This window comes from Myxococcaceae bacterium JPH2, assembly GCA_016458225.1.
GTDB lineage: Bacteria > Myxococcota > Myxococcia > Myxococcales > Myxococcaceae > Citreicoccus.
On record JAEMGR010000005.1, the window covers coordinates 601,996 to 624,713 of the forward strand.

Sequence of the window (22,718 nt, forward strand, 5' to 3'; positions counted from 1 at the left end):
CACCGCGCATTCATTGGGGGATTCACCATGCACCTCACACGCGTCCTCATCTCCGCTGGCGTGCTGACTGTGGCGGGAGTCGTCCTCGCCCAGGGCACGGATGGCGGCACCGGCACGAGCACCGGCGTCGGCTTGTGCATCGACACCACCGGCACCGACAAGCAGCCACCCTTCACCCGCGACGCGGGCATTCCCAGCGCCATCATCGTCACGGAAGACGCGCCGCCCAAGCTGCGGCTCAACACCAACCTCAACGTGTTGGACCCAGAGCGCATCATCCTCCCCTTCGAGCAGGACATCGAAGGGCTCATCGTGGATGACCAGGCCGGCAACGGCGCGTCCCACACGCTCGGGTGGTTCTATTACGACGACCTCATCCGCCTGGGTTACGTGGACATCAAGGACCCCAACGACCCCAACGACGATGTGTTGGTGGATCGCAACGGCAACGGGGTGCCGGACTTCCACGAGGACCTCTACAACATCTCCGCGGGAAGCTCCGCGCGCGCCTATGTCGGCCGCGATGGGCCGCGCTGCCCCGGCCGGGCGCTGTTCAACCACGTCATCCAGGACGGCGGCACCCGCCAGTTCCGCGAGCCGGACCTGCTGACGGGCCCGTGCAGCTCCGGCGGGAGCTACATGGCCAATCACGGTCCCAGCCGGTGGAACGCCGGGACGGGATATCCACCGCAACCCACCACGGGCGGCATCGTCGGTCAGGTCGTCAGCGACTTCGCCGGCAGCCCGTACGACTTCCTCGACAGCAACGACAACCTCAACGCGAGCGCCATCCCCGACAAGGTGGATGGCTGGTTCAGCGACCGAGGCGCCTTCCCGCACATCCCGAACCTGCTCGAGCCGGCAGACCCCGCCAATGACAACAAAGGCATCGGCCACCTCGTCTTCCTCGCCACCGACGACGACGACAACAAGTGCCCCCAGTCTGGCACCGCCGAGTGCCTGTCTCCGCGCATCGCGTGGGACAAGAACGACGACCTTGGAGACGGCATCCCGGACTACAAGGCGAGCGCCTTCGACACCAATGGTCGCCTCAAGCCCGGTCGCAGCGCCGCCGAGCCCATCACCGAGGAGGACCGGCGGGTGAAGATGGGCCACATCGACGGCAACCGTGAGCTGGTCTTCTTCCTCATTGTCTACGTGGAGCAAATCTACGGCGCCGCCACGGACTCGTGCTTCGCGACCCAGTACTTCGCGGACGGTGGCGCGCAGTGCAACCTCTGGATGCACGGGGACATCAACGTCTTCTTCTCCAAGACGTTGCTCAACATGGACCTGCACCAGAGCCTCAACACCACCACGGTGACGACCAAGAACCTGAGTTCGGGCTGGCTGAGCAGCACTGCGTACAACCGGTTGAAGCAAGACGGCGGCGCCTACGGCGGCATCACCTTCCCCTCAGGCCAGACTCAGAAAGTGATGTCTTACAACCGTCGCGCGGCGCACACGCTCGTGGGTGCGCCACGAAACAACCCGCTCGTCTGGATCCTCGGCTGGGAAGACCAGAACGCTGGCGGTAACCGGACGTACGACGACATCGTCATCCTCATCAACAAACAGAACAACGGCTCGTACCGCTCGGACGTCGTGTCAGACATCTCTCTGGACGAGGCCCAGGACTACACCATCACCGAGGTCACCTTCGAAGCGGATGACCAGGCGTTCTTCGTGGCCGATGGAGGAACGAGCAATGCCTGTCGCAGACAGGTGGGTTCCTCCGACGGCGGCACAAGCCTGAGCCAGCCGAAAATCACCTATCAGGTGGCACTGGACTGCAAGGAGTGCACGGCCAACTGCGACACCGCCACGCCCACGTTCGTGGTGAAGAGCAACCCGTCCTGGGTGGACGTCCCAATGCCCGACCCGGACGGCGGTACGGCCGCGCGGCACGTGACATCCGTGGTGAATGACTTCTTGGAGCGCGGCTTCACCGGCTCGCAGCTGTGCTGGCGGGCCATGCTCGAGAGCCCGGGCGAGGCCTGTCAGCCCACCATCAACGACGTCAACGTCTCCTACAAGGCGCAGAAGGCGGGCGAGTACGGACGCGCATCCCTCACCCCGCTGGCCAACGCTGTCGTGTATGGCGTGTATGAGACGCCAGGCCGGACCTGGTTCAGCCCCACGGGCGTGAATCCCTCCGCCCGCGTCTACGACCATGGCGACGTGGACCTCGCGGACCGCGGCCACGTCCACCTCAAGTTGATGTACGACCCGGATGACCCGAACACGGGCTACAGCCCGTTCCAGCCGCGCTGGGACTCTGGCGACCAATTGAGCGACTGGACGCGCACCACCAGCGCCAGCAACCTGGATGCGCGCAAGCTCGTGTCGTGGGACCCGACCGCGTCCCGGCGCTGGCGCGCCACCGCGGACTATCTCCAGGACAGCACGAGCCCCGCGTTCCCCGGCAACCTGTGCGGCATCGAGTCCGCGGGCGTCTACCAGTATGACCTGAACCACAAGAACGGCTGCGACGACGACGACCGGGCCACGCTGCGCAACTGGCTCTATGGCTGGGAATACCGAGACAGCACCACGGGCGCCTCGAGCACACGGCGCGCCTGGCCCATGGGCGGGGTGAACCTGTCCACCGCCGCCGTGGTGGGACCGCCCGGGATTCCCCCCTGGATGCTGAAGTCCTCGAACAACGAGCTGGACCGCTTCGTGTCGCGCTTCCAGAGCGACTCGCGCATCGCGCAGCGGCCCACGATGGCCTACGTGGGCACCACGCAGGGCTATCTGCACGCGCTGGCCACGGGGCGCTACCGCTCGAACGACGACACCTGCACGAGCATCGTGGAGCACCAGGGCTACTTTGCTCGCGCGGGCGGCTGCACCAGCGGCCGCGACTACGGCACCGGCGACGAGGTGTTCGCGTACCTGCCTTACAAACTGCTGCCCTTCTACGTGGAGAACTTCCGCCGAAAGGGCGACGCCAGCCTCGCGCGCGCCACCGTGGACGCCTCGCCCGCGGTGGCGGACGTGGACCTGGGCCAGACCGGCGAGTACAGCGACACCACGGGCTACACCGCGACCGCCACCAACCAGTGGCGGCTGGACACCAGCAGCCCCACCACCGGCGCCAAGACGGTGTTGGCGAGCGCCACGGGTCCCAAGCAGAGCGTCTTCTTCGCCTTGGACATCAGCAATCCGAGCGACACGAAGTTCCCCATGCCGCTGTGGGAGTTCGACATGCGGCGCGACCGGTTCCGCACCACGTCGGGCCAGCCGTGCGCGGACACGAACACCAACTGCAAGAGCTTGCCCGACCTGTTCGTGGCCGCGGGGGCCGTGAAGCCCGACACCACGGGCTCACGCCACGCCCCCACCGTCGTGCGCATGGACTTCGGCCCGGGCGGCACGAAGTGGGTGGCCGTCTTCGCCACCGACTACCTGCCCGACGCCACCAACCCCACCACCGCCAACAGCGTGGGCACCGTCTACCTCATCGACATGAAGACGGGCCTGCCGGTGCAGGTGCCGGGGGGCAGCACCCGCTCGCGGCTCGCGGGCATCGTCACCCTGGGCAGCGCCGCGGACGCCAACGAAGGCATCGGCGGTGAAGTCGCGGCGGTGGACGCCAACGACGACGGCGTCTTCGACGTGCTCTACGTCCCCTCGACGTCGGGGAAGATCTACCGCATCAACACGAGCGACGTGGACACCACGGGCCGGCCGCTGGGCAAGGTGCTCGCCTCGTGCGTCATCGCGGACGCGAAGACGGTGACGGACGTGCCCGCCGCGTGGCGGCCCTACCAGCGCATCTTCTCCAGCATCTCCGTGAAGCTGGAGCGAGGCGGCAGCGGGAACGTGGCGCACATCTACTTCGGCACCGCCAACAGCCCGGACCTGGCCAACGAGCCCGAGGACCTGGCGCCCCTCGCCTCCAAGCCGCACTACTACTTGATGGCCTTCAACGACCCCCGTCCGCTGGGCGCGACCTGCGGCGGCACGTATGCGTGGGCCCAAGAGCTGGCGGCGGGACAGCTCGTCTGGGGTGGCGTGGCCTCGAGCAGCGACAACGTCTTCACCACCACGGCCTCGGGCAAGGCCGCCAACATCTGCAGCCTGAACGCGGAGGGCGGCAAGCTCTACGCCTACAGCGCGGCTGGCGTCGCGGCACCGGGCAACGGCGCGTCGCTCGGAGGTCAGGGCGTGAACGCGCCCGTGCTCTACGACAACCACCTCATCATCCTCACGGCGGACTCGAAGATTCGCGTCCTGGGCGAGAAGGGCAAGTTCAACAACCCAGGCGGCGCGGGCCTGCAACGTCGCTCCAACGTCCTCATCTGGGACGTGCGCTCCGGCTCGAAAATCCAGGAGGTCGTGCCGTGAGTCGCGTCGCGTTCACCGGCGCGCCTCGCGGCGTCACGCTGCTGGAGACCATGGCCACCGCCGTGGTGCTGCTCGTGGGGATGCTGGCGGTCATGGCCGCCCTGCTGGCCGCCTCCAAGCAGAACCGCCGCAACCTCGTCCAGACACAGGCGACCCACGTCGCGGAACAGGAGCTGGAGCGCATCGCGGGCACCCGCTGCGACAACATCGACCGGGCCGACCCCTGCGCGAACATCAAGCGAATGGACCAGACCCAGCGCAAGGTGTTCTGGAGCGCCAACGGCGAGCCCTCCGACAGCCCCTCTCCTCCAGGTGCCCAGCCGCAGCTCGAGTACGACGTCGCCATCGACGTGGACCCGCCCTTCGAGGGCAGTGAGGTGGGCTCGCCCAGCCTCACGCGGCTCGAGGCCACCGTGCCCCTGGCCAACGTGCTCAACGTGCGCGTCACCGTGAGCTGGGAGCTGCCAGGAGCGGAGCGGCGCGCCGTGGCCCTGCAAACCCGGGTGGCGCCATGAGCCATCGCCTCCACTCGCGAGGGTTCTCGCTCATCGAGCTGCTCATCGCCTCCGCCATTGCCATCGCGCTCATCTCCGCCGCCATCTCCGTGGGATTGCAGTTGCAACGCCGTGGCGTTTTGGAAGAACGGACGATGGAGACCCAGAACGCGGCCCGGGCCGCGCGGGACCTCTTCGCCTTCGGCGTCCAGCGCGCGGGCGCGGGCGCGGGCTCGTCACCGCTCGCCATCGGCAACACGCCCGCGAGCCGGCCAGACCTGCGCTACCCGGTCTGGGTGACGACGCAGGCCGACTTCGCCACGGACCCTTCGTTCGCACTGCCGTCCGGTCCCTATCAAGACCTGCGCTCGGATGTGCTCCGCATCTGGGAGACGGATCCCGGCAACATGCTCCGGCTCGTGGCGTGTCAGAGCGGGACGTTCGCGTGGACGGGCGGTCGGCTGTGCACGCAGACCCGGCCACCCGAGGGGCTCAAGAACCTGTTGGTGGCGGTGGTCGCGCCGCACGGCGCCGGAGGCAAGCGACCCATCGCGTGCGTCGGGATGTTGGGCAGCACGTTCGACCAGACCATCAACCCGCCCCTGGACAGTGAATACTCCGTGGACTTCTCGCCTGGCGTCCCGGGGCTGCCAGCCCTCGCGTCCACGCACGAGTGCGGCGCGCCCCCTGTCGCGAGCGGCGTGGACGGAGGCGGCGGCGTCCCCCTCCAGCTCTGGGACGCACCGGACCTGTATGTCATGCCCATCACCGCGCGCGACTTCCGGGTGAACTGGAAGGGCGGTGCACCCGCGCTCGAGATGGACTCCGATGGCTTCATCCCCGACTCGGGCTTCACGGTGGTGTCGCGAGACATCGAGCGGCTCCAGGTCTTCCTGGGCGTCGTCCCCACGGATAACTCCGACGCGGGGGTGCTGCTCTTCCCGGACGCGGTCGCGGGACGGCCCGCGCTCGACACCTGCACGTTCAGCTCCTGTTCCCCCTTCATCACGTGGGACGCTGGGACGCTCGTCTCGGCGGATGAAGGGCCGGACACTCCCCGCGACAAGTTGATGCAGCGCGTGCGGTTGGTGGAGCTGCGCATCACCGCGCGCTCGGAGCGACTGGACCGGCTGGCGGACCTGGCCACCGACGGAGGGCTCGACGATGACGGCAACATCCAGGACGGCTACAAGCGGAGGCACTCCGTCATCCGCCTGTCTCCGAGGAACTTCGGCTATGCGGGCCAATGACAGACACGCGGGCCGGCTGCGCGCGGGCATGAGCCTGTTGGAGCTGATGGTGACCTTGGCCATCCTTACGGTCTTCGTCTCCCTGAGCGTCGCGGGCTTCCAGGGGATGACGGAGCGGCAGCGCGTGGGAGGCGCGCAGCGGGAGATCCTCCTGATGATGCGGGAGGCGCGGCAGCAGGCGCGCGCCTCGCTCCAGCCCGTGCGGCTGACCCAATGGACCACCGATGAGGACGGGCGCGCTGTCACCCGCATCCGCTGGGAGCGACTGCCGTGCGACAACACCTGGGGCACGACCTGTCCCCGCGTGGAGTGCGCCACCAATGCCTGCGGCGTGGGCGCGTGCGACTGCGGCCCGGGCGTAGGGCAGCCCGTGGTCATCCCCCGCGGACTGGAGGCCACTTCGCTCGACCGCCTCTGCTGGTTGGGGGACTCGGCCCGGCCCGTGGCGCCGCAGGGCACCACCGTCTGTGTCGAAGCCTCCACGCCTCCCGCCCAGGGCAGCCTGGTGCTGCGTCGCGACGGAGTGCCGGACCAGGTCATGGACGTGGACGGCCTGACGGGGACCGTCCGCGTGGTCGACTGCACCCGGCTCCCCAGCGCTCCTGGCTGTTCGTAGGACGACGCCAGCGCCCGGCCGCCGTATAGTCACCGCATCCCGAGCGACCTGGGTCGCTCCCTGACGGAGACGGTGAATGAAGACGCGGGTTGCCCTCGTGCTGGCCCTGTCGCTGGCTGCCACTGCTCACGCCGAGACCACGGCGGAGGTTTGGACGGCCAAGTGCAAGTCCTGCCACGGCGAAGACGGCAAGGCTCACACGACCCTGGGCAAGAAGGAGTCCATCGTCGACATGAGCCAGCCTGCCTGGCAGAAGGCCGAGACCGACGCCGACATCCGCGAGGTGATTGCCGATGGCTCCTCGCGCAACTCCAAGATGAAGGCCTACAAGGACAAGCTCACGCCGGAGCAGATTGACGCGCTGGTGGGATACATCCGCACGTTCCAGAGCAAGTAGGGCGCCCCTGAATAACCCCGGCGCGGCAGCGTCCGGGGAACGGAGAATCGGAGCCGCCCATGAAGAACCTCACTGTCGCCCTCGTGTTCGTGCTGTCCCTGGTCAGCCTGTTCGCCACCGTGCGAGCAGAGGCACTGTCCACGCCGCGCATCGAGAAGGGCCTGTCACGCCCCGAGCCCCTCCTGGCCGCGAAGCCCAAGGGCGGAGACGGCAAGGGCGGCGGCAAGGGGGGAGGCAAGGGCGGCAACGGGGACGACAAGGGCGGCAAGGACAACGAAGAGGACGAAGAGGAGTACCGCCAGCAGTACCAGGGCCTGAGCCAGAGCGCCGCGCTGGAGCTGGTGGACCCGGGCGCCCTCGACAACCTCCTCCGCCTGCAGGCCCGCGTCCGCCGAGGCCGCTGAGCACCGCCGCCAAAACCCACACCAGGAGTCCTTCTCCCCCCGCCGCACACGCGCGCGGGGTGGGTCTGCAAAAAGTAGGGGGCTCGCAAACTTTGCAATGGAGAACACTGTTCTCTCGGCAACATCGAGCCACACTCCAAGTGATTTCAGTATGTTAGGGTAGGCAACTGTCGGCATGCGGATTGCTCGCTTGTCGACGTATGCAGCCTTCAAGAGATGGAACGCGGGGGGACCGCGCTCGCCAGGGAGTTCACGCCGCGGCGCGGCGCCGGACCGGGGGCTTCGCCCTCATCGTGGCGCTGGGAGTCGTGGCGGTCGTCACCCTGGCGGTGATGCTCAGCTTCAGCGTCGTTGGACGCGAGTCCGATGCGCAGGCCGACGCCCGGCGGAAGAAGGAAGCCTTCTTCGCGGCGGAGGCCGGCATGGCCGAGGGGCGCGAAGTGATGCGCCTGCGGCTGGGTGAGAGCGACCTGACCTACAACCAGGCCATCACGGCACTCGGCGCCGCGGTGGCCGAGCCCGGACTCGGCTCCCCCGGGCACCCCTGGTTCGAGGTCCTCCCCGGCCCCGGCGCGGACCGTTGGAACTACTACCCGCTCACGCCAGCGACCATGGATGCTTCCGAGTTGGCCAGCGGCGCGAGCACGCGGGTGGCCAATCAGCTTTACGAGGACTATCCCACGCAGAGCACCACGCGATACCGCGTGTTCTTGCGGGACGATGACGACGGAGACAGCGACTTCGCCTCGGATTCCAACCGGCAGGTCTGGCTCGTCGCCGTGGGTGAGGTGCTCAATCCGCAAGGACGCCCCACCCGCTCCATCGTGCAAGCCCTTGTCACCAACGGCAATGCCCAGACGATGAACGGCCCCGGCTGCGTCAACCGCGGGTGTGGTCCCGACAACAACTTCAACAACAACCAAGACCAAGACTCGCCCACCAATCTGGGCAACGTCAAAAACATTCCGTAGGCCCCCGGAAAGCCACTCATGATTCGCATGAAACTCATGTTGCTGCCCCTGGTGCTCCTGCCGTGTCTGGCGGGCGCGGAGGACTCCGGGGAGACGCTCTTCAACAAGGCCTGCTCGCATTGTCATACAGCGCGGCGCTCCGACAAGGAGGCCAAGGCCCATCCCACGGTGGCGCGTGACAGCAAGGTCATCCCGTCGATGGACATGGCCATCCAGAACCGCTCAGCCGAGCAGCTTCGCACCTGGATTCAGGCCCCTCACAAGGTGAATGCGAAGACCGGCTGTGACACGCGGCAACTGCGCGCCGAGGACGTGGACGCGGTGATGGGCTACCTGTCCACGCTCGCCGTGCCGCCCCAACTGCCGCGCCAGGAGATGTTGCGCCAGCAGTTGCAAGAGAAGCTCAAGGCCCAACGCGCCAGCCAGCAATCCAACACCCACCAGCCCAGCTCCTCCCCGGGGGTGAAGTGATGCGCACCTTAGTCCGAGCCCTCGCGGCCCTTTCCCTGCTCGCGATGCCCGTGAGTGGGAGCGCGGCCCCCGCCAAGCTGTGCCAGGACGATCTCTCGCAGGATCGCCAGCCGAACTTCAACACCGGTGACGGCAGCCTCCAGGTCGCCAACCAGACCATCGTCACCACCAACGATTCTCCGCCGCGGCTCCAGCTCAACACGAACCTGGCGCGCCTGGACCCCGAGCACATCTACTTCCCGTTCGATCAGCACGTCACCATCAGCTACGTGTATGAGTCCGCCGGCGCCTCGCACGCGCTGGGCTACATGTACCTGGATGACGTGAAGGCCCGCGGATACCTGGACGCCAACGGCAACCTCGCGGATACGAACAACAACGGCATCCTCGACCTGCACGAGGACCTGTTCAACCTCGCGCCGACGACGCCCGCCAGCGAGGCCCGTCCATACATCGGCAGCGCGCGACGCTGCACGGGCAAGGTCTTCACCTCAGGAGGGAAGACCTATACCCAACCCGAGCTCGCCATGAAGGGCTGTGACTCGGGTGTCTTCGAGCGCAAGTCGCTGTCCGACGCGCGCCCCGGGCATGTCACGGAAGACATCGACGTCGACATCATCGGTCGGTCGGAGAGCGACTCCTTTGTCGCGAGCGACGCTGACTACTCAGACAACGGTCTGTTCCCGCACATCCCCAACCTGCTGGAGCCTGCCTCTGTATCGAACGGCAACAAGGGCATGGGGAAGATGGTCTTCCTCCTCGCCGACGACGACAGCGACCGGAAGACCTACAACAACCTCTCTCCCGTCGTGGACTCGGAGGACTCGGATGACGGCGTTCCGGACTACGACACCTCCAAGTACGACTCCAGCGGTCTGGTGCGAAACACCAATCAGGATCCCGGAGTCACGGCCTTCGACCGGACCGTCGACCTGGGACAGATTCAAGGCGGCAAGGAGATCGTGTTCTTCCTCGTCGTCTACTACGCGCCCCGTCACAACCTCGACGCGGGCAATGCCTATCCCTGCCTGAAGCGAGATCCGGCGGATGGAAAGTGCCTGCTCCACTTGAAGACGCCCGTCTCGGTCTTCTTCTCCAAGGCTGCGTGGAACCTGGACCAGAACTTCATCGGTGGGCGGGTCACGGAGCGCAACATCGGCTGCTCGTATGACGACGGCTGCAACCCCGACGACGCCACGAGCGTGAACAACCTCGGCTGCGCGACGGTAAACCCCGTTGGCCCGAAGGCGTGCGGCTGGCTGGCCGGCCCGAAGTCGGACACGGGATCCACGCTCGGCCGTCTGAAGAACCTGGCGGTCTACGGCAACCTGGACATGCCCATGGAGAAGGTCACGCTGGCGCGACCGCCGCCTCCTGCCAGTGGCGTGGACATGAACTACATGCCGCACGTCATCGTGGGCGCGCCGTCCACGGACCCCTTCCGCTGGATTCTTGGCTTCGAGGACCTCAGCGGCGGTGGTGACCGCGACTTCAACGACGTCGTGTTCGTGGTCAACAAGGAGAACGGCGGAGGCCTGCGCTCCGCCACCGTGTCCGGCGACATCTCGCCCGACATCGCCGAGGACTTCACCATCACCAAGGTGCGCTTCAAGCGACAGGATGACTACGCTCCGGCGCCACGAACCTGCGCGGGCGGCGCGCCGTGCTGGGCCGAGGAGACGCCGGGAGCCTGCACGCCGCCCAGCGGCGTCCGCCCGTCCATCCAGTACTCGGTGGCGGTGGATTGTCGCAACTGCTCCAACGGCACCTGCACGCCAAACCTCAATCCTCAGTGGATCCCGGTGAACTTCGATCCCGCGCCGAACAACCAAGTGAAGGAGCTGGACATCCAGGCGCTCGGCTTCACCGGTTCCCAGCTCTGCTGGAAGGTGGACATCAGCAGCCCGAACGAGCGGTGCCGCCCCATCATCGACAACATCGACGTGGGCTATCAGGCCGTCCGCTCCGGCAACTACGCACGCGCCTCGCCGTCCACCTTGGGCAATGCCGTGGTCTGGGGTGTCAACGAGACGCCTGGCAAGAGCTGGGGCCAGAACTGGCCTACCTCGGGCGTGCCCGCGGCGGGCAATCGCCTCTATGACGGGAGCAAGGATTTCACCCCGCGGGGACACTTGTATCTCGAGTCTCTCTATGACCCCGAGAACCCGGACGCGACCCACCTCGTCCAGCGCTGGGAGGCAGGCCGGGTGATGGCGCTGTCGTTCTCGGGCAGCGGCTCTCCGTCGAGCCGCAACCTCTACACCGTGGACAGCACCGGCGCGCGCATCAACCTCACCCAGGTGGACGCGGGTAGCAACGCGACGGCGGCCGTCAACCCGCTCTTCCCTGACTCGCTCTGCGACACGCTCATCAATGGGCAGCGCGTCTATGACCTCAACCATGACGGCGCATGCCGCACGCCCAGCGGCTCCACGGCGGACAAGAAGAGCAGCTCGGACGACCAGAACGACCGCAAGGCCCTCATTGACTGGCTCTACGGCTGGGAGGATCGCCACGACGTCAGCCCCACCAGCGCGGCGAAGCGTCCGTGGCCCTTCGGCGGCATCAACCTCTCCACCGTGGCGCTCGCGGTCCCGCCGTTCTACGACACGTGGTACCAGAACGCGCGTCCCGCCGAGCGCGACCTGTACCGCCGCAACTTCGCGGAGCCGCTCAAGCAGCGGCCGACGATTGCCTACGTCGGCACGATGACGGGCCTCCTGCATGGCTTCAACTCGGGCGACTTCCGTGGAGAGAAGCAGGACACCTGCGCCGAGAAGCCGCAGCAGCGCGGATTCTTCCTTCCGGACGGCGCCTGCCAGACGAGCAGTCCCTATACCCATCGCGCCTATGGAACCGGCGAGGAGAGCTTCGCGTATCTGCCGCGAATGCTGCTGGACCGCTACCGGAACAACTACGTGCAGTTCCCCGGCTCCGCGAGCCTGCCGCGCCCGCAGGCGGATGCCTCTCCCGCCATCGCGAACGTGGACCTGGGCATCGTGAGCAAGCCGGCCTGGACGCGAGAGACCACGGCCTCTCGCACGACGGGCGCCAAGACGGTCCTGGTCTCCGCGACGGGTAAGAACAGCCCGGTGGTCTTCTCGCTCGACATCACCAACCCCGCGGACTCCTGGTACCCGCTGCCCATGTGGGAGTTCAGCCTCGCGGACACGGCGGTGAACACGGCCTTCACCAACGCTCGCGCCACCAACCCGACGGTAAAGCTGCCGGACAACACGGGCTCTCGCCATGCCCCCTCCGTGGGGCGCATCGCATGGGGCCCCACGGATTCCGTCTGGGCGGCGGTGGTTGGCACCGACTATGTGCCCGCCTCGGGGCGCACGGGCTCTGTCTTCCTCATCGACATGAAGACCGGGCGGCCGATGAACTACGGAGGCACGGGTGCTGGCGCCAACGCGGGCGTCATCACGCTGGACTCGGGTTCGGGCGTGGCCGCGGAGTCCGCGCTGATGGACCTGGACCAGGACGGCACCTACGACGTCATCTACGTGCCCACCACGGCCGGCCATGTCTACCGCATCAACCTGCGCAAGGTGGACACCACCGCGAGTCTGGGCACCAAGGTCCAGACGTGTCTCGTGGCGGACGCCCCCCTGGCCGCGTCGTTGGACCCCAACGCCGCACAGAGCCAGGACCAGAGCTACCAGCAGATCTACTCCAACCTCGCGGTGAAGCTCGTGCCGGGCCCCAATGGCCCCGCGGTGCGCTTCTTCTTCGGCACGGGCGACAACCCGGACGAGTTCTCCGACGGGCCCGCCGACAAGAGCCACTATCGCTACCATCTGTTCGGCTATGAGGACCAGAACCCCACCGGCAACGGTGGCTGTGCGGTGAACGCGCTCACCCCCATGTGGGTGGTGCCCCTCGAAGAGGGCCAGACGGTGTGGGGTGGCGTGGCCATCAATCAGAAGGACGTCTTCGCGACCACCGCCGTGGGCAAGGCCGCGGATATCTGCAATCTGAGCGACTCGGAGAGCGGCAAGTACTACGCGGTCAGCCAGACCCCGACGGGGCCCATCACGGCCCCCCATGGCACAGACCTGGAAGGCCATGGCGTCAATGCGCCCATCGTCCACGACAACCATCTCTTCATCCTCACCGCGACGGGCGGCATGCAGATCCGAGGCGAGGAGAAGTGGAACAACGGCAAGTCCGCCAATGGCGCCACCCGGTCGCGTATCCTCATCTGGGAGCCGGTTCCGGACGGAAAGCTGCCGCAATGACAGACACGCGTAGACACGCGCCCCGAGGCGCGACCCTGTTGGAGGTCATGGCCACCATGGCGGTGCTGCTGCTCGGCATCGCCGCGGCCATGACCGTGGTGGCGGCGACCAGCCGTTCCAATCGGAGGACACTCACGTCCATCCAGGCGCAGCTCATCGCCGAGCAGTACCTGGAGAACATCACGGCCCAGGGCTGCAACCCGGTTCCCCCGGCGTGCAGCAATCTGGCGGCGTGGGACAAGCGGCGCGAACTCGTGTACCAGACCGCCGCGGGGCAGTTCAGCACCACGCCGCCCGGAGCGGGTGTCACGGCGCGCCAGTACGAAGTGGCCGTCGACGTCGATGGGCCCACGCTGCCCGGCTCCATCGAGAACGGCTCTCAGGGTGAGCCGTCCATCTCCCGCACGCTGGTGGGCACCAATACGGGCAACCTCGTCAACGTCCGCGTCTCGGTGAGCTGGGAGGAACTCGGCTCGCGAGCGGGCCGTCAGGTCGTCGTCCTCCAGACTCGGGTGGCCCCGTGATGCGCCGCATGAGGAAGCCTCGGGGCTTCACCCTGCTGGAGGTCATGGTCGCTGCGGGCCTGGCTGTCATCGTGCTCGCGACGGGCCTCGCCGTGGGCATGCAGATGCAGCGGCGCGCCGTCTTCGAGGAACAGACGATGATGGCCCAGGTCACGGGCAAAGCCGTCAAGGACCTGCTGACCACGGACTTGGAGCGCGCAGGCCAGGGTATGGGGAATTCCCCCATGACCTACGGGCAGAACGACAGGCGAGTCGCCCTCAGCGCCTGGACCGAGCCCGACTTGAAAACCACCGTCGCGCAGCCTTCGCTGATGCCGGACTTTTCGTTCAACCTGCCTTCCGGCGTCTACGCGAACATGAAGTCGGACGCGCTCCAACTCGTCTGGGGCGATACACAGTCCATGATTACGCTCCAGGCTTGCCCGCCGGGATCCGGGCCTGGAGTTCGAGAGAAAGACACGGACAACTACTGCGCGGCCACCAATCCGCCCCTGGGACTACAACCGCCAGCCGGGCAGACAACAGCCGCGCTGGTGGTGAATCCATTCAAGGAAGCCATTCCACCGCTGGCCGCCTGTCACATCAAGATCTCCTCGATCAGCACCTCCCCCCCGAAGGTCAACGCGAATCCTGGCACCAATAACGACACCGGCGATCCCTGCTCTTCCACGACCGAAGGGCCGAAGAAGCCGGATTGGACCAACGACGGCTGGCGCGTCATGCGGACCCTGGGCGCGGCATACCGCGTGAACTGGGTATCGGCGGGGACGGAGCCACAGCTCGAGTACCTGCCGCCCGGAGCAGGCTCGTGGCAGGTCGTGAGCCGCGACGTGGAGCGCATGAAGGTGCGCATGGGCGTCATGGACCTGCTCAGCCCCAACCTCGATCTGCGGTGGTTCCCGGACGCTGCGGCGGGACGTCCTCCGATTGATGGCTGCACGATCGCCAAGATGACCAGTGGTGAGTGCAGCCTTGACTCGACTGCGGATGGTGGCTCGCCACTGCTCCCTCTTCCCACCACGAACGCCGATCTCATCCTGCAACTGCGCGAGCGCGTGCGAGAGGTGGAGATCACCCTGACCATCCGCACGCGTCGGGCCGATCGCGACGCCGTGGATCTCTCCGCCGTGGATGAAGAGGGCATGGTGAAGGATGGCTTCAAGCGGCGTACGTTCACGTTCCGGGTGACGCCGCGAAACTTCGCGTCCACTGGCCTCCTGCCTCCGATTGGACCCTGACCATGAAGTCCGTGCGTGGAATGACGTTGCTGGAGATCATGGTCGCCTTGGCGATCCTTGGCATCCTCACCAGCGTGGCGGTGGTGAACTTCCAGTCGCAGCTCACCACCCAGCGCGAGAACGAGGCGACGCGCGCGCTCTGGTCCTCCGCGCTGAGCGCCCGCCAGCGCGCCGTCGCCACCAATCAGCCGGTGCGCGTCGTGGTGGAGGACAACGTCACGCAGGCGGATGGCAGCCTTCGCACGGTGGCGCGCTGGGAACGGCTCGCGTGTGGCAACACCTGGGACAACGGCACGTGCCCCATGGCCGCGTGCCTGTCCGCCACCTGCCGCACCAATGCCGCCTGCTGCAACGAAGTGGGGCCGGACATCGTGCTGCCGCGCACCATGACGGCCACGGAGATCAACGGCCTGTGCTTCCTGCCGGGCACGGGGCGCGCGGTGACCAACATGGCCTGCCCGCAGAATGCCGCCATCAATCCCATCACCGCGCGGTTCATGTTCTCGTCGAGCCGGGCGCGCTCTGTCTTGTCCGTGGAGCCGCTCACGGGGCTGTCCAACGTGCTGGACTGTGATTCCCAGTACGTCGTGACGCACCCCGAGGCCGCCTGCACCGCGCCTTGAGCCGTGCTTCCCGCGAGCGCCGTCACGGGCCTCGCGGGAAGTTCACCACGCCCGCGGGCCGGGCCACCCGAGGCAGCGTGACGCTGAAGCACGTCCCGTGTTCCTGGGACGAGGCCACCTCCACGCGCCCGCCGTGCGCCTGGACAATCTGCGACACGATGTAGAGCCCCAGCCCCAGGCCGCCGCGCACCGGGTGCGGCTGGCCGGGCTCGGTCTCCCCCTTGCGGAAGGGCTCGAAGAGCGACGGCAGCAGCGACTCGGGGATGGGCGGCCCCATGTTGTGCACCTCCATGCGCTGGAAGAGCGGCTCGCTCGACTCCAGCGACACCCGGACGCGCGAGCCATCCACGCTGTGCTGGAGCGCGTTGCCCACCAGATTGGAGAGCACCTGCGCCAGTCGCTCCTCGTCCCAGATGCCGCGGCACTCGCCCCGCACCTGGAGATCCACGCCGCGCTCGGGGTGCGCGGGCTCCAGCTCCGCGATGATGCGGCGGCACACGTCCTCCAAGCACATCTCGGTGGGACGCAGCGGGATGCCTCCGGCCATCCGCGCGCGCGTGAAGTCGAGCAACTGCTTCACCAGCCGCGCCATGCGCTCGGCGCTCCCGTCGATTCGCTGCACGCCCCGGCGCACCTCGGGCGGTAGCGAGGCCCGCGCCAGGAGCGCCGCGGCGGACAGGCGCACCGCGGCCAGGGGATTGCCCAGGTCGTGCCCCAACACACCGATGAAGCGCTCCTGGTAGCGCGCCTCCTGCTCGCGCTCCTCCTCCTGACGGCGGCGCGCGGTGACATCCCGGCTGATGCCGAACAGGCCATACACGGTGCCATCGCGCCTGCGCAGGACGCCCTTCGTGGTCTGCCAGACGCGACCGCTGCCGGGGCCGCCCTCGGAGTTCTCATACGTGGCCGTGCGCGCGGAGGCGAGCACCGCATCATCATGGGCTCGCGCGTCCCGGGCCTGTGTCTCGCCGAGCAGGTCCTCGTCGGTGCGTCCGAGGATCTCCTTCGCGGGGCGCTCGAAGGCGCGCGCCGTGGCGCCATTGATGAGCACGTAGCGCCCATCCAAGCCCTTCACGTAGATGGCGTCGGTGGCGCTCTCGATGACGGCGTGCAGGAGCGCGTGATCCCTCCGCAGCGCCTCCTCCGAGGCCATCCGCTCTGTGAGGTCCTCCAGGAAGACCACGACGCCGTCCTTCCCGGGCGCCACACGGGCCTGAAGCCACACCGTACCCACGGGCGACTGGCGAGACAGGCGCAAGGACTCGGGCGTGCCGCGCAACGCGACGCGCACGCACGCGGCGAACAGGCCACACTCTCGGACCCAGGGCACCTCCGCCGCGAGTCGCCGGCGCACGAGCTGTGCGTCCTCGCGGCCCAGCCACGCCTCGGCATAGGCGTTGGCGGAGACGCACTCGAAGTCGAAGATGCCGCCCTCGGGAGACCACAGGCTGCGCAGGACGACCAGCGCCTCCGAGGCCACCGGCTCGTGCCACGTCTCCGGACGAGCGCTGTTTCCACGACCGGGATGCATGGTTGGCGTGGCCCCCCACGGCACGAATACCGAGGCCAGGGTAGTGCCACGCTCCAGCCCCAGCCATCCGTCCCACGGGAGCCTGCCGGATGTCGGACACAAGCGGCCGAGAGGTCCTTCTCCCCGCCGCATGGCGAACAGTCCGATCCGTCGTTGACGGGGTCGGACCCGGGCCCTAATTACCCAGGGCCCCCCCGAGGGGGGTCCTCGAATGGACAGTCCTTTCACTCAGAAGCGGGATGCGGACACGGCACGCGGTGGAGTGCCGACCGTGGCAGGTGACTCCTTCACGAAGTTGCTCGAGGGCCTGCGCCCCGGGCGCCGGGTTCGCACGCAAGGCCTGAAGGGCGCCGCGCGCGGACACCTCCTCGCCCGGCTCCATCGCGAGCTGCGAGCGCCCCTGGTGTGCGTGGCGGCGGACGAGGAGTCCGCCGACGCCCTGGCGCACGACCTGGCCTTCTTCCTGGGAGGCTCCGGAACGCTGCTCGCGCCCGAGGTGCTCCGGCTGCCCGCCGACGAGGTCCTCCCCTACGACGAGCTGTCTCCCGACGCGGCGACCGTCACCGCGCGCCTGGGCGCCCTCTACCACCTGGGACAAGGCACGCGCTTCCCCGCCCTGGTGCTGTCGCTGCGCGGCTTGTATCGCCGCGTTCTGCCTCCCGCCGTGGTGCGCGCGCTGAGCGAGCGCATCTCCGTGGGGCAGGACTTCGATCGCGACTCGCTGGCGCTCAAGCTCGCGCGGATGGGCTACCAGAACAGCCCGCTCGTGGAGGACGTGGGCACCTTCAGCGTGCGCGGTGGACTGCTGGACGTGTTCAGCCCGCTCTACGACAAGCCCGTGCGCCTGGAGTTCTTCGGCGACACCATCGAGTCCATCCGCGCGTTCGACCCGGAGTCGCAGCGCACGGTGGATGCGCTGAAGTCCGTGGATCTGGTGCCCGCGCGAGAGGCGCTCCTCACCGACGAGACGCGTCCCCGCGCGGAGGCCGCCGCCCGCGAGGTGGCCGACCGCATCAACCTGCCCACCATCAAGCTGCGCGAGCGACTGGAGGCGCTGCGCGACGGTCTGCCGAGCTTCGGCCTGGAGGGGCTGCTGCCTGGCTTCTTCGAGGGCGGGCTCGCCACCGTGTTCGACTACCTGCGCGCATGGGCCGAGGCCCCGGTCTTCTACCTGGATGACCCCGTGGCCCTGGAGCGCGCGGGCGTGGAGCTGTGGGGCGAGTTGGAGCGCTCCGCCCAAGCCGCGGATGAGCGACAGGACCTCGCCTATCCGCCCGCGACGCACTTCCTCGCGGCGACGGACGTGGCGAACGCGCTCCACGCGTTCCGCGTCCTGGAGGGAGGCGGCCTGTCCCTCATGCAGGGCGAGCCGCCAGTGCTGTTCCAGTTCGGCTCGACCCACGACCTGCGCGACGCCATCCTCGCGCACCACGGCGAAGAGGGGGCGCTCACGCCGCTGGTGGACCGGCTGCGACAGTGGCGCGAGTCACGCGTGGCCAGCGTGGTGGCGTGCGGCACGCTGAGCCAGGCGGATCGGCTCAAGCGCTTGCTGTTGGATCGCGGCGTCATGGTGAAGCTGCACACTGAGCCGCTCGGCGACCCCGAGGCGCTGTACGACCCGGCGGTGTGGGCCCACCTCTTCACGGGCGAGGTGAGCCAGGGCTTCGTGGATGGCGGCGGCGGGCTCGCCGTCCTGGCGGACGAAGAGATTTTCGGCGTGCGGGCGCGCCGGCGCGTCAAGCGCAGCAAGAAGCTGGACGCGTTCGCGGCCGGGTTCGGAGACCTGAAGGAGGGAGACCTCATCGTCCACTCCGACTTCGGCATCGGCCGCTACGCGGGCCTGACGAAGATGCAGGTGAACAACGTGCCAGGGGACTTCCTCGTCCTCGAGTACGCGGGGCGGGACAAAATCTATCTGCCCGTGGGCCGCATGCGGCTCATCCAGAAGTTCACCGGCGGCAATCCCGAGACGGTGCAGCTGGACAAGCTGGGCACCACGAGCTGGGAGAAGACGAAGAAGCGCGTCAAGGAGCAGCTGCTGAAGATGGCGGCGGAGCTCCTGCAGATCGCCGCCGCGCGCAAGGCGCACCCCGGATACGCCTTCCAGGCACCGGACCGCTACTTCGCGCAGTTCGAAGCGGACTTCGAGTTCGACGAGACGCCCGACCAGGCCAAGGCCATCGAGGACGTGCTCGCGGACATGCAGAAGCCGGAGCCCATGGACCGGCTCGTCTGCGGCGACGTGGGCTACGGCAAGACCGAGGTGGCCATGCGCGCCGCGTTCAAGGCCGCGCTGGACCGCAAGCAGGTGGCGGTGCTGGTCCCCACCACGGTGCTGGCGCAGCAGCACTTCCTCTCGTTCAAGAAGCGCTTCAAGGACTACCCCGTCACGGTGGAGGTCATCTCCGGACTCAAGAAGCCACCCGAGGTGCGCGACATCCTCAAGCGCGCCAAGGAGGGCAAGGTCGACATCCTCATCGGCACGCACAAGCTGCTCGCGGGCGATGTGACGTTCAAGGACCTGGGCCTGATGATTGTCGACGAGGAGCAGCGCTTCGGCGTGAAGCAGAAGGAGTCGCTCAAGCGGCTGCGCACGCAGGTGGACGTGCTCACGCTCACGGCCACGCCCATCCCTCGCACGCTGCACATGAGCATGTCCGGCGTGCGCGACATGAGCATCATCGCCACGCCGCCGCAGGACCGGCGCGCCATCCGTACCTTCGTGATGAAGTTCGAGCACCAGGTCATCAAGGACGCCATCGAGCGAGAGATTGCGCGCGGCGGCCAGGTGTTCTTCGTGCACAACCGGGTGGAGTCGCTCCCGTCCATCGAGCAGCTCCTGAAGGACCTGGTGCCTCAGGTGTCCTTCGGCGTCGCGCACGGACAGATGGCCGAGGGGCAGCTCGAGAAGGTGATGCTGGAGTTCACCGAGAAGAAGTTCCAGGTGCTCCTGTGCACCAGCATCATCGAGAGCGGCATCGACATCTCCAGCGCCAACACGATGATCGTCAACCGGGCGGACCAGTTCGGTCTCGCGCAGCTCTACCAGCTCCGAGGCCGCGTGGGCCGCAGCAAGGAGCGCGCGTATGCGTACCTGCTGGTGCCGGGCCGCGCGGTGACGAAGGACGCGCAGCGCCGGCTGGAGGTGCTCCAGAACTTCACCGAGCTGGGCGCGGGCTTCTCCATCGCCAGCCATGACCTGGAGATTCGCGGAGCGGGCAACCTGCTGGGCGAGAAGCAGTCCGGAGCCATCGCGGAGATTGGCTTCGACATGTACGCGCAGCTCATGGAAGAGGCCGTGGCGGAGCTCCAGGGCCAGCCGCTCAAGGTGACGATTGAGCCGGACATCAACCTGATGATGTCCGCGCTCATCCCCGACGACTACGTGAGCGACGTGCACCAGCGCCTGGTGTTCTACAAGCGCTTCAGCCAGGCGAGTCACCCGGACGAGGTCACCGACCTGCGCGCCGAGCTGGTGGACCGCTACGGCGAGGCCCCCGACGAGGTGGACACCTTGTCCGAGGTCACCCTGCTGAAGATTGAAATGCGCGAGCTGCGGCTGCGCGGCCTCGAAGCGGGCCCAGGGCGACTGGTGGTGACGCTGAGCGGAGATGCGCTCCTGGATGGCACGAAGGTGGCCATGCTGGTCCAGCGCTCGCGCGGCGTGTACCGGCTCACCCCGGACATGAAGCTCATCGTGCGCCTGCCGGAGAAGGTGCAGGGGCACGACGTGGTCGTCGAGGCCAAGAAGGTGCTGCGCGACCTGCACACCTGCGCGCTGCCGCAGGCGTGAGGGCTCAGCTCACCGGCTGAACGAGGAAGCGCCCCGCGGCTTCGAGCGCGGGCGCGTCCTGCATGACCTCGCCCGGCTTGCTGCCATGGCCGATGAGCGCGCCCCGCCACCGCATCCCCAGATAGTCGGCGCTCAGCTTCAGCGTCAGGATGCTCGGCTGCTCGGCGCCCTCGTCATCTTCGCTGGAGTGCGCGGTGATGAGCGACAGCACCTTGCCCGCCATGCGCTCGCGGAAGCGCAGCTCGGGGCGCCGCATCCACCAGGACCAGTGGTCCAGGTAGAGCTTCGCGGGGGCCGGCAGGCTGTACCAATACACGGGCGCCACGAAGACAATCTCATCCGCCGCCAGCGTGCTCTCGGCCAGTGCGCTCGCGATAGGCCCCGGCGCGGAGTAGCCCCCTGGCGTGTGGCGGAGATCAAGGAAGGGCTCACGCTGGAGCGAATCCAGGCGAACCCAGTCCACCTGGGTGTTGGCGGGCAGCGCCTTCGCCGCGGAGCGGGCAAGCTGCTCGGCATTGCCCTGCTCTCGGGCGCTGGAGAGCAGGAACAGGACGCGGCGCGGGGACTCGGTGGGCTGGCTCATGCGTCTCTTTTGCTAAAGGTCTGGCTTAGCGCGCGCAGCAGAAATGCTCGACCGCGCGCGCGAGCGCGGCCTCGCAGCGGACCAGGTCCTCGACGGGGACATACTCGCCGGTCTGGTGCGCCACGCGAATGTCTCCGGGGCCGAACACGACAGCCTCGGCGCCCAGCTGCGTGAGCTGAGGCGCCTCGGTGCCAAAGGGCACGGTCTCGGGGGCGTGGCCGCTGGCGTCGACGAGGAAGCGAACGACCTCCGCGTCCGCCGAGGTGTTGACGCCTCGGTCCGTGCGCACCACGCGGATGTGCGCCTCGAAGGCGGGCTCGTCGCGCACCAACTCCTGACGGATGCGCTCCAACAGTTCGCTCACGCGCTCCGGTGGCTGGTTCGGAATGGGGCGCCACTCGACGACGAAGCGGCACGCGCCCGGGATGATGTTCTTCGCCTTGCCGCCCTGGATGACGCCCACGTTGACGGTGGTGAACGGCGGCTGGAAGCCCTCGTCCACCTCTTCGCGCAGCACGGTGGTGGCGAGCTGCTCCAGGCGCTGGAGGAACCGGCCGGCGCGGAAGATGGCCGACGCGCCCGTGTCCGGATAGGCGCTGTGCCCTTCCTTGCCCAGCACCTCCACCTCGGCGAGGCAGTAGCCCTTGTTGGCGCGCACCGGGACGAGCCGGGTGGGCTCTCCGACGATGGCGTGCCGCGCGCGCCCCAGTCCCGCTTGCACGAGCTTCTTGGCGCCCACGAGGCCCACTTCCTCGTCGGCGGTCAGCACCACCATCAGGGGCGCGTTGAGCCTGGCCGCGTCCACGCGCGTGGCGGCGTGCAGGGCGCACGCGATGAAGCCCTTGGTGTCACAGGCGCCACGGCCGTAGAGGCGACCGTCGCGCTCGGTGAGTCGCAGCGCGTCCGTCCACGCCGCGTCGAAGGGAACGCAGTCCGAGTGGCCCACCAGCGCGAGCGACGCGCGGCCCGAGCCCCCCTTCACCGCGACGAGGTTGAACTTCTCCACGCCCGCGTCATCGGTGTACCGCTGCCGCTCGCAGGAGAAGCCCGCGGCCTCCAGCTTCGCCTGCGCATAGTCGATGAGCGGAGCATTGGGGCGCGAGGAAGTGGTGTCCAACGCCACCAGGTCCGTCAGGATGGCCCGCAGCGCGGGCAGCGTGTCGCTCATGGGGACGACCTCCGAGAGGCCTCATGCCACCGCTCGTGGCGCTACGCCAGCCCCCTCG

Annotated in this window: 16 protein-coding genes; 13 read left to right on the forward strand and 3 right to left on the reverse strand. The window is 67.9% G+C overall.

Annotation, left to right across the window (positions count from 1 at the left end; all coding sequences use genetic code 11):
• The first annotated feature begins 27 nt into the window (after positions 1-27).
• The 12 genes from JGU66_11385 (at position 28) to JGU66_11440 (ending at position 15,585) form a co-directional block, all read left to right on the forward strand.
• Complete coding sequence (locus JGU66_11385; protein ID MBJ6761368.1) at positions 28-4,353, forward strand: pilus assembly protein PilY; 4,326 nt, start codon at positions 28-30, stop codon at positions 4,351-4,353.
• Between the two features lie 50 nt (positions 4,354-4,403).
• Positions 4,404-4,868: a hypothetical protein gene (locus tag JGU66_11390; GenBank protein MBJ6761369.1), complete on the forward strand. Its 465-nt coding sequence runs from the start codon at positions 4,404-4,406 to the stop codon at positions 4,866-4,868.
• Positions 4,865-6,097 (forward strand): prepilin-type N-terminal cleavage/methylation domain-containing protein, encoded by a 1,233-nt coding sequence (locus tag JGU66_11395; protein ID MBJ6761370.1) that lies wholly within the window; start codon positions 4,865-4,867, stop codon positions 6,095-6,097. Before JGU66_11390 ends, JGU66_11395 begins: the two co-directional genes overlap by 4 nt.
• On the forward strand, positions 6,084-6,713 hold the full coding sequence (locus tag JGU66_11400; GenBank protein ID MBJ6761371.1) for a prepilin-type N-terminal cleavage/methylation domain-containing protein: 630 nt from the start codon (positions 6,084-6,086) through the stop codon (positions 6,711-6,713). Before JGU66_11395 ends, JGU66_11400 begins: the two co-directional genes overlap by 14 nt.
• A 76-nt stretch (positions 6,714-6,789) precedes the next feature.
• Positions 6,790-7,110, forward strand: coding sequence for a cytochrome c (locus JGU66_11405; protein ID MBJ6761372.1), 321 nt, complete (start codon positions 6,790-6,792; stop codon positions 7,108-7,110).
• Positions 7,111-7,169: 59 nt separating this feature from the next.
• The gene (locus tag JGU66_11410; protein MBJ6761373.1) at positions 7,170-7,514 is read left to right on the forward strand and encodes a hypothetical protein; all 345 of its coding nucleotides are present in this window, start codon (positions 7,170-7,172) and stop codon (positions 7,512-7,514) included.
• Between the two features lie 290 nt (positions 7,515-7,804).
• Positions 7,805-8,485, forward strand: coding sequence for a hypothetical protein (locus JGU66_11415; GenBank protein ID MBJ6761374.1), 681 nt, complete (start codon positions 7,805-7,807; stop codon positions 8,483-8,485).
• An 18-nt stretch (positions 8,486-8,503) separates the two neighbouring features.
• Complete coding sequence (locus tag JGU66_11420) at positions 8,504-8,956, forward strand: cytochrome c (GenBank protein ID MBJ6761375.1); 453 nt, start codon at positions 8,504-8,506, stop codon at positions 8,954-8,956.
• Positions 8,956-13,200, forward strand: coding sequence for a DUF4114 domain-containing protein (locus tag JGU66_11425; GenBank protein MBJ6761376.1), 4,245 nt, complete (start codon positions 8,956-8,958; stop codon positions 13,198-13,200). Before JGU66_11420 ends, JGU66_11425 begins: the two co-directional genes overlap by 1 nt.
• Positions 13,197-13,724, forward strand: coding sequence for a pilus assembly protein (locus tag JGU66_11430; GenBank protein MBJ6761377.1), 528 nt, complete (start codon positions 13,197-13,199; stop codon positions 13,722-13,724). Before JGU66_11425 ends, JGU66_11430 begins: the two co-directional genes overlap by 4 nt.
• Entirely contained in the window at positions 13,724-14,962 is a 1,239-nt protein-coding gene (locus JGU66_11435; GenBank protein MBJ6761378.1) for a prepilin-type N-terminal cleavage/methylation domain-containing protein, read from the forward strand. The genes JGU66_11430 and JGU66_11435 overlap by 1 nt, the downstream gene beginning before the upstream one ends.
• Before the next feature lie 2 nt (positions 14,963-14,964).
• Positions 14,965-15,585 (forward strand): type II secretion system protein, encoded by a 621-nt coding sequence (locus JGU66_11440; protein ID MBJ6761379.1) that lies wholly within the window; start codon positions 14,965-14,967, stop codon positions 15,583-15,585.
• Positions 15,586-15,607: 22 nt separating this feature from the next.
• Here the strand turns inward: JGU66_11440 and JGU66_11445 are convergent, their stop codons facing one another.
• On the reverse strand, positions 15,608-17,050 hold the full coding sequence (locus JGU66_11445; protein MBJ6761380.1) for a PAS domain-containing sensor histidine kinase: 1,443 nt from the start codon (positions 17,048-17,050) through the stop codon (positions 15,608-15,610).
• Between the two features lie 277 nt (positions 17,051-17,327).
• Here JGU66_11445 and mfd point away from each other — a divergent pair, with 277 nt between their 5' ends.
• On the forward strand, positions 17,328-20,909 hold the full coding sequence (gene mfd / locus JGU66_11450) for a transcription-repair coupling factor (protein MBJ6761381.1): 3,582 nt from the start codon (positions 17,328-17,330) through the stop codon (positions 20,907-20,909).
• A gap of 4 nt (positions 20,910-20,913) precedes the next feature.
• Here the strand turns inward: mfd and JGU66_11455 are convergent, their stop codons facing one another.
• Both JGU66_11455 and argE read right to left on the reverse strand, forming a co-directional pair.
• The gene (locus tag JGU66_11455; protein MBJ6761382.1) at positions 20,914-21,492 is read right to left on the reverse strand and encodes an NAD(P)H-dependent oxidoreductase; all 579 of its coding nucleotides are present in this window, start codon (positions 21,490-21,492) and stop codon (positions 20,914-20,916) included.
• A 25-nt stretch (positions 21,493-21,517) separates the two neighbouring features.
• Entirely contained in the window at positions 21,518-22,660 is a 1,143-nt protein-coding gene (gene argE, locus JGU66_11460; protein MBJ6761383.1) for an acetylornithine deacetylase, read from the reverse strand.
• Positions 22,661-22,718: the final 58 nt, after the last annotated feature.

What these genes read in the sequence shown, in the direction of transcription:
- JGU66_11385 (MBJ6761368.1), top strand. Translation starts at nt 28, where the DNA reads ATGCACCTCACACGCGTCCTCATCTCCGCTGGCGTGCTGACTGTGGCG.
- JGU66_11390 (MBJ6761369.1), top strand. Translation starts at nt 4,404, where the DNA reads ATGGCCACCGCCGTGGTGCTGCTCGTGGGGATGCTGGCGGTCATGGCC.
- JGU66_11395 (MBJ6761370.1), top strand. Translation starts at nt 4,865, where the DNA reads ATGAGCCATCGCCTCCACTCGCGAGGGTTCTCGCTCATCGAGCTGCTC.
- JGU66_11400 (MBJ6761371.1), top strand. Translation starts at nt 6,084, where the DNA reads ATGCGGGCCAATGACAGACACGCGGGCCGGCTGCGCGCGGGCATGAGC.
- JGU66_11405 (MBJ6761372.1), top strand. Translation starts at nt 6,790, where the DNA reads ATGAAGACGCGGGTTGCCCTCGTGCTGGCCCTGTCGCTGGCTGCCACT.
- JGU66_11410 (MBJ6761373.1), top strand. Translation starts at nt 7,170, where the DNA reads ATGAAGAACCTCACTGTCGCCCTCGTGTTCGTGCTGTCCCTGGTCAGC.
- JGU66_11420 (MBJ6761375.1), top strand. Translation starts at nt 8,504, where the DNA reads ATGATTCGCATGAAACTCATGTTGCTGCCCCTGGTGCTCCTGCCGTGT.
- JGU66_11425 (MBJ6761376.1), top strand. Translation starts at nt 8,956, where the DNA reads ATGCGCACCTTAGTCCGAGCCCTCGCGGCCCTTTCCCTGCTCGCGATG.
- JGU66_11430 (MBJ6761377.1), top strand. Translation starts at nt 13,197, where the DNA reads ATGACAGACACGCGTAGACACGCGCCCCGAGGCGCGACCCTGTTGGAG.
- JGU66_11435 (MBJ6761378.1), top strand. Translation starts at nt 13,724, where the DNA reads ATGCGCCGCATGAGGAAGCCTCGGGGCTTCACCCTGCTGGAGGTCATG.
- JGU66_11440 (MBJ6761379.1), top strand. Translation starts at nt 14,965, where the DNA reads ATGAAGTCCGTGCGTGGAATGACGTTGCTGGAGATCATGGTCGCCTTG.
- mfd (MBJ6761381.1), top strand. Translation starts at nt 17,328, where the DNA reads ATGGACAGTCCTTTCACTCAGAAGCGGGATGCGGACACGGCACGCGGT.
- JGU66_11455 (MBJ6761382.1), bottom strand. Translation starts at nt 21,492, where the DNA reads ATGAGCCAGCCCACCGAGTCCCCGCGCCGCGTCCTGTTCCTGCTCTCC.
- argE (MBJ6761383.1), bottom strand. Translation starts at nt 22,660, where the DNA reads ATGAGCGACACGCTGCCCGCGCTGCGGGCCATCCTGACGGACCTGGTG.